This window comes from Streptomyces sp. YS-3, from assembly GCF_045257485.1.
Taxonomy (GTDB): Bacteria; Actinomycetota; Actinomycetes; order Streptomycetales; family Streptomycetaceae; genus Streptomyces.
Genome location: NZ_JBJHPC010000448.1, coordinates 1 through 5,955, shown reverse-complemented (window position 1 = coordinate 5,955; position 5,955 = coordinate 1). Strand labels below are relative to the sequence as shown.

Annotated in this window: 8 protein-coding genes; 5 read left to right on the top strand and 3 right to left on the bottom strand. The window is 73.3% G+C overall.

Annotation, left to right across the window (positions count from 1 at the left end; genetic code table 11):
* On the bottom strand, nucleotides 1-870 hold an 870-nt coding region (locus tag ACJA3G_RS27785; RefSeq protein ID WP_406555782.1), incomplete at its 3' end, for a DUF3027 domain-containing protein.
* Between the two features lie 291 nt (nucleotides 871-1,161).
* Between ACJA3G_RS27785 and ACJA3G_RS27780 the strand changes: the two genes are divergently transcribed.
* From ACJA3G_RS27780 to ACJA3G_RS27765, 4 genes are read left to right on the top strand one after another with little or no spacing between them, the layout of a single operon-like run.
* Nucleotides 1,162-2,508, top strand: coding sequence for an MFS transporter (locus ACJA3G_RS27780; RefSeq protein WP_406555781.1), 1,347 nt, complete (start codon nucleotides 1,162-1,164; stop codon nucleotides 2,506-2,508).
* A 27-nt stretch (nucleotides 2,509-2,535) separates the two neighbouring features.
* A complete protein-coding gene (locus ACJA3G_RS27775) occupies nucleotides 2,536-3,030 on the top strand; it encodes a DUF2771 domain-containing protein (protein WP_406555780.1) in 495 nt (164 codons plus the stop codon).
* A 1-nt stretch (nucleotide 3,031) separates the two neighbouring features.
* Nucleotides 3,032-3,670, top strand: coding sequence for a futalosine hydrolase (locus tag ACJA3G_RS27770; RefSeq protein ID WP_406555779.1), 639 nt, complete (start codon nucleotides 3,032-3,034; stop codon nucleotides 3,668-3,670).
* Nucleotides 3,663-4,520 (top strand): 1,4-dihydroxy-6-naphthoate synthase, encoded by an 858-nt coding sequence (locus ACJA3G_RS27765; RefSeq protein WP_406555778.1) that lies wholly within the window; start codon nucleotides 3,663-3,665, stop codon nucleotides 4,518-4,520. Before ACJA3G_RS27770 ends, ACJA3G_RS27765 begins: the two co-directional genes overlap by 8 nt.
* A gap of 12 nt (nucleotides 4,521-4,532) precedes the next feature.
* On the opposite strand, the gene ACJA3G_RS27760 is transcribed toward ACJA3G_RS27765, so the two are convergent.
* A complete protein-coding gene (locus ACJA3G_RS27760; protein WP_067162767.1) occupies nucleotides 4,533-4,916 on the bottom strand; it encodes a cold-shock protein in 384 nt (127 codons plus the stop codon).
* Between the two features lie 173 nt (nucleotides 4,917-5,089).
* On the opposite strand from ACJA3G_RS27760, the gene ACJA3G_RS27755 reads away from it, so the two are divergent.
* On the top strand, nucleotides 5,090-5,338 hold the full coding sequence (locus ACJA3G_RS27755; protein ID WP_406555777.1) for a hypothetical protein: 249 nt from the start codon (nucleotides 5,090-5,092) through the stop codon (nucleotides 5,336-5,338).
* Here ACJA3G_RS27755 and ACJA3G_RS27750 read toward each other — a convergent pair.
* Nucleotides 5,335-5,955 (bottom strand): HAD family hydrolase (locus ACJA3G_RS27750; RefSeq protein ID WP_406555776.1); only part of this gene is annotated, 621 nt, incomplete at its 5' end. The two genes, ACJA3G_RS27755 and ACJA3G_RS27750, sit on opposite strands and share 4 nt — an antisense overlap.

Genomic DNA, 5,955 nt, shown 5'->3' with positions numbered 1-5,955 from the left:
AACCCCCACCGACCCACTGTCCCCCGCGGGACGCAACGGCAGCGCGTCCGCCCCCAGCGTGTCCAGCACCGGCGCCGACGGTCGCGGGGGCTTCGGCATGACCGCCGCCTCGGAGTGGCCGCCGCAGCCGTAGGACAGGGACACGACACGCCCGTCCGCGGGGCTGAACTCGTTCGCGCAGACCCCGAAGGCCTGTCGCAGCGACCCGGCCAGCGGGGCCAGGAAGGCGCACGACACACAGGACGCGGGTGCCGCCTGCGCCATCGGGGTATTCGCGCCGAACGACTCGTCCCAGCGGTCCGCCGCCGCGCGCAGCCCGTACCGGGACAGCACGCGCGCCCGGCGCATGCCGAGCTCCTCGGCCACCGCAGCGATCGAGCCGCGCACCGCTCCGGGGCGGGCCACCAGCTCCGCGTCCTCGGCCTCGACCCGCTCGGCCATCTCCTCGGAGACGGCGGAGTTCGGCGGCGGGGCGTCCTCCCCGCTGTAGCCGGGCTCCAGGCGCAGATCGTCCGCCTCGGTGGGCAGCAGATCGCCGGGCCCCATGTCCCCGGGGCGCAGCCGCTCGCTCCACGGCACCCATTCGGGCGCCTGGAGCGCGTCGGGCCCGGGCAGCAGGACCGTCTCGTCGAGCGTGACCAGTTTCGCGCGGGAGGCCCGCGCGACGGTCACCGCCCAGCGCCAGCCCCGGTACCCCGGCTCCTTGCACTCGAAGAAGTGCGTGACGACCCGGTCGCCCTCGGCCACCACCGATACGTGCTCTCCGACCACGCCGGGCGCGGCGGCCTCCTCGGCCGCCTCCCTGGCGAGGTCGACCGCTTCGGCGCACAGGCGGTCGGGGGTACGGCTTCGCGTCGTCGCAGCACTCACAGGTCTCGCTTCTCTCCTACGCCGTCTCACGGGTGCGCCGGGGACCGCGTACGTACGAGTCGCGGACGGAGCGGACCAGGGGGCCGCGTCGACGTCCGCGCCCGGGCCGTGAACTGATCAGGGGCGCGCCTTTCGCCATCCATTCTGCGGGATCGCGGAGAGGCGCGCGGCCATGAGCAGCCGCGGGCGGCGCGCCTGTCACGCTACCCCCTTCCCGGCCCGTGGCCCACCTGCCGGTCCGAATCCCTGTCGGTACGTCATGGTCAGACGGGGTTGGGGCACTATGACTGAGTGGCTACCGCGAGGTCCGTCGACACGACCGGTCCCCTCCGCAGGGCGGGGCGGACGGTCGGCCGAGCGCTGCATCTGCCCATCACGGGCACCGCACGTTCCATCCGAAAGGCGACACATGCCCATGGCGCCGGTGAGTCCGGCCTGGGCAAGCTCATCGAGCTGCATGCCGTGAACGGCGCCGGTGACGTCATGATCACCGTCGCCCTGGCGTCCACCGTGTTCTTCTCCGTCCCCACCGACCAGGCCCGCGGCCGGGTCGCGCTGTATCTGGCGATCACGATGGCCCCGTTCACCCTCCTGGCCCCGGTGATCGGCCCGCTGCTGGACCGGATGCCGCACGGCCGGCGCGCCGCGATGGCGGGCGCCATGCTGGCGCGGGCGCTGCTCGCGCTCACCATGTCGGGCGCGGTCGCCACCGGCGGTCTGGAGCTGTATCCGGCGGCGCTCGGCGTCCTGGTGGCGTCGAAGGCGTACGGGGTGGTGCGCAGCGCGGTCGTGCCCCGGCTGCTGCCACCGGGGTTCTCGCTGGTCAAAGCCAATTCGAGAGTCACACTCGCGGGGCTGCTCGCGACGGCGGCGGCGGCCCCCGTCGGCGCCGGGCTCCAGCACGTGGGGCCGGAGTGGCCGCTCTACGGGGCGTTCTGTCTCTTCGTGGCGGGGACGTTCCTGGCCTTCACCCTCGACCACAAGGTGGACTCCGCCAAGGGCGAGAGCAAGGCCGGCCTGGTCGACCGCGCCGGCCGCAAACCGGGGCTGAGCTCGGTCGGCTCGTCGGTGCGCAGCGGGCTGATCGCCAACGCGGCCCTGCGCTCCCTCTCCGGCTTCCTGATCTTCTTCCTGGCGTTCCTGCTGCGCGAGCACCCGCTCTCCGGGCAGAGCGCCGCCGTGTCGCTGGGCGTGGTCGGCGTCTCGGCGGGCGTGGGCAACGCGCTGGGCACGGCGGCGGGCTCGATGCTGCGCTCCCGGGGCCCGGAGGTCATCATCGTGACGGCGCTGCTGGCCGCGCTGGGCGCGGCGGCGTGCGCGGCGGCGTTCTTCAGCGGGGTGCTGATGGCGGTGCTCGGCGCGACCGCGGGCTTCACCCAGGCGCTGGCGAAGCTGTCCCTGGACGCGATGCTCCAGCGCGATGTGCCCGAGGAGGTGCGCACCTCGGCGTTCGCCCGCTCGGAGACCGCGCTCCAGATGTCGTGGGTGCTCGGCGGTGCCATAGGGATCGTGCTGCCGCTCAACGGCGTGCTCGGGATGTCGGTCGCCGCGGGTCTGCTCGCGGTGGGCGCGGTCACGTCCGTACGGGGGCTGCTGAGCTCGTCGCGGCGCGGCACACCACACCCGCGCGTGGCGTGATCTCGGGGGACCGATAGCCTTCGGCTCATGACCGCCTCGTTCACCTCTGGTAAGGCCCGCCGGGCCGGCATCGCCCTGGGCGCTGTCTCCGTCGGCCTCCTCGTCCTCTCCGCCTGCGACAAGCCGACGCCCCTCGCGACCGTGACGGTCGGGACGACGTCGGTGACCGCCGAGGCCGCCTGCCGCAACGACGGCAAGGTGCTCTCCGAGGAGAAGCTCACCACCTGCCTGAGCAGCGTGAAGACCTCCAAGACGATCAAGTACTCGCCTGGCTCGACCCTGCGTCTGGGGGTGGACCCGGACGTGGTGGAGCACGGCAACAAGTGGGTCGCGGTCCTCGACGGCAACCCGATCACCGAGCCGTCCAACAAGACCTACCGCTCGTTCCCGAACGCGGACGTCTTCGCGACGGGCGGGCAGACCGCCGCGCCCAAGAGCAAGAAGATCAACATCATTCAGGTCAGCGAGGACAACAAGCCCAAGTCGGTCTGGAGCTTCACGCTCAAGCGCGACGACAGCTGACATGCGCGTCCTGGTCGTGACCGCCGTCCCCGCCGAGCGGGACGCGGTCACGAGGGCGTGCCCGGCGGGCGCGGACGTCCTCGTGGGGGGCGTGGGCCCCGCCTCGGCCGCCGCCGCCACGGCCACCGCCCTGGCCCGTACCCCGTACGGCCTGGTGGTCTCCGCCGGGATCGGGGGCGGGTTCCCGTCCGCCGTGCCCGTCGGCGGCCTGGTGGTGGCGTCCCGGATCGTCGCCGCCGACCTCGGGGCCGACACGCCCGGGGGATATCTGGATGTCGAGGCGCTCGGGTTCGGGCGCTCCACCCATCTGCCGCCCGAGCCGCTCGCCCGGGCGGTCGCCGAGGCCACCGGCGCCGTCCACGGCCCCGTCCTCACCGTCTCCACCGTCACCGGCACCGCCGCCCGCGCCGCCGAGCTCGCGGCCCGGCACCCGGGGGCCGCCGCCGAGGCGATGGAGGGCTTCGGGGTCGCGGAGGCCGCGGCCCAGCAGGGGGTTCCCGTGCTGGAGATCCGGGCCGTCTCCAACGCCGTGGGCCCGCGCGACCGTTCCGCCTGGCGGATCGGGGACGCGCTCACCGCACTCACCGACGCCTTCGGGAAGCTCCCGCCCGTACTGGAGAGTTGGAACGGTCATGACTGAGCCGCTGCGCATCGCCTACTCGCCCTGCCCCAACGACACCTTCGTCTTCGACGCCTGGGCGCACGGCCGCGTCCCGGGCGCGCCGGAGCTCGACGTCACCTTCGCGGACATCGACATCACCAACGGCATCGCCGAACGCGGTCCCGGCGACGGCGGCTTCGACCTGCTGAAGGTGTCGTACGCCGTGCTGCCCTGGGTCCTCGACGACTACGCGCTGCTGCCGTGCGGCGGGGCGCTCGGGCGCGGCTGCGGCCCGCTGGTGCTCACCCGCGAGCCCGGTGTGGACCTCACCGGCCGGACCGTCGCCGTGCCGAGCGAGCGCTCGACGGCGTATCTGCTCTTCCGGCTCTGGGCGGCCGACGTGGTGCCGGGCGGTGTCGGCAAGGTCGTCGTGATGCCGTTCCACGAGATCATGCCCGCCGTACGCGACGGCCGGGTGGACGCCGGACTCGTCATCCACGAGGCCCGCTTCACCTACCAGGAGTACGGGCTGCACTCGCTCGCCGACATGGGCGAGCACTGGGAGTCGACGACCGGGCTGCCCATCCCGCTGGGCGCGATCATCGCCCGCCGCTCGCTGGGCGAGGCCCGGCTGCGCGAGCTCGCCGAGGCCGTCCGGACCTCCGTCCGCATGGCCTGGGACGACCCGGAGGCCTCCCGGCCCTACGTACGGGAGCACGCCCAGGAGATGGACCCGGCGGTGGCCGACCAGCACATCGGGCTCTACGTCAACGAGTTCACCCACGATCTGGGCGAGGACGGCTACGCGGCGGTGCGGGGGCTGCTGACGCGGGCCGCGGCCGAGGGGCTGGTGCCTCCGCTCGGCCGCGACGCGCTCAGGTTCGCCTGAGGAATCCGGCGGTCAGACGTCGAGCTGGTCCGCCACCGCCCGCAGCAGTCCGGCGATCTTCTTGCCCGCGGCCTTGTCGGGGTAGCGCCCGCGCTCCAGCATCGGCGTGATGTTCTCCAGCAGGGTCGTCAGGTCCTGGACGATGGAGGCCAGTTCGTCGGGCTTGCGGCGCTGGGCCGCGGCGACCGAGGGGGCCGGGTCGAGAACGGTCACCGAGAGAGCCTGGTCGCCGCGCTGGCCGGCGACCACACCGAACTCGACGCGCTGGCCGGGCTTGAGTGTCTCGACCCCGGAGGGGAGCACGGACGAGTGGACGAAGACGTCGCCGCCGTCGTCGCGGGAGAGAAAGCCGAAGCCCTTCTCGCTGTTGAACCATTTGACCTTGCCGGTAGGCACGTCTGTCCTCGTCCTCGTACTCGTCGTCGGGTGCTCGGGGCGCCGCGGAAAACGGCTCTGGATAGCACGGCAGCGGGTCGCCTTCGGACCCGCCGAGACCAAGGCTAATGGTCCAGAGGCTGCTGACAAGACGTCCCGGCGGGTCCTTACGGGCAGGGAACTACCCTGACCGAGTGAGTAACGAAACCCAAGCGAATTCGGCCAGGGACGAGTCGAACAGCGGGGACCGGCTGGTTCGCGCCGGTGTCATCGTCTTCTTCGTCGGCGCGCTCGCCACGCTGGTCACGGTGGCGCCGCTGTTCCTGCACACCTCACCGTTCCCGCCCGTCGCGTACGCGGTGTGCATGCTGATGGGGGTGGGCTTCCTCATCGCCGCGGCGGGTGTGGTGCGGTCGGTGCGGGCGGGGCGCGGCGCGGCCTAGGGCGTCTCCTGGGCGCCGACGTACGCCTTCCACCACGGGCGGAACTCCGTGAGATCGGCGAGGACGACGTCAGCGCCCGCCTCGCGCAGCTCCCGCGCGCCGATCGGGCCGGTCGGCACGGCCACCGAGAGCGCGCCGGCGGCATGGGCGCCGCGGACGTCGCCGGTGTGGTCGCCGACGTACACCGAGGCGCCGTGCGCGCGCAGCGCCTCCGCCTTGGCCTCCGCCCACAGCCCGCCGATGAGCTCGTCGGGCTCCAGCCCGAGGTGGGTGAGGTGCAGGGCGGCCTGCGGCCGGTTCTTGGCGGTCACCACGACGGCGCGCCCGCCGAGCTCCTGGACGGCGCGTATCGCGTCGGCGGCGCCGGGGAGGGCGTGGGTGGGTTCGATGGCGTACGTGGGGTACAGCTCGCGGTACCGCGCGGCCATCTCCGGGACGCGGTCCTCGGGGAACCAGTGGCTCAGCTCCCACTCCAGCGGAGGGCCGAGGCGGCTGACGGCGGCGTCGGCGTCGATGGGGGTGCGGGTGTCCTCGGCGAGGCGGGTGTAGCAGGCGTGGATGCCGGGGCGGGAGTCGATGAGGGTCATGTCCAGGTCGAATCCGACGGTGGGGGTGGG

What these genes read in the sequence shown, in the direction of transcription:
- ACJA3G_RS27765 (WP_406555778.1), top strand. Translation starts at nt 3,663, where the DNA reads ATGACTGAGCCGCTGCGCATCGCCTACTCGCCCTGCCCCAACGACACC.
- ACJA3G_RS27770 (WP_406555779.1), top strand. Translation starts at nt 3,032, where the DNA reads ATGCGCGTCCTGGTCGTGACCGCCGTCCCCGCCGAGCGGGACGCGGTC.
- ACJA3G_RS27775 (WP_406555780.1), top strand. Translation starts at nt 2,536, where the DNA reads ATGACCGCCTCGTTCACCTCTGGTAAGGCCCGCCGGGCCGGCATCGCC.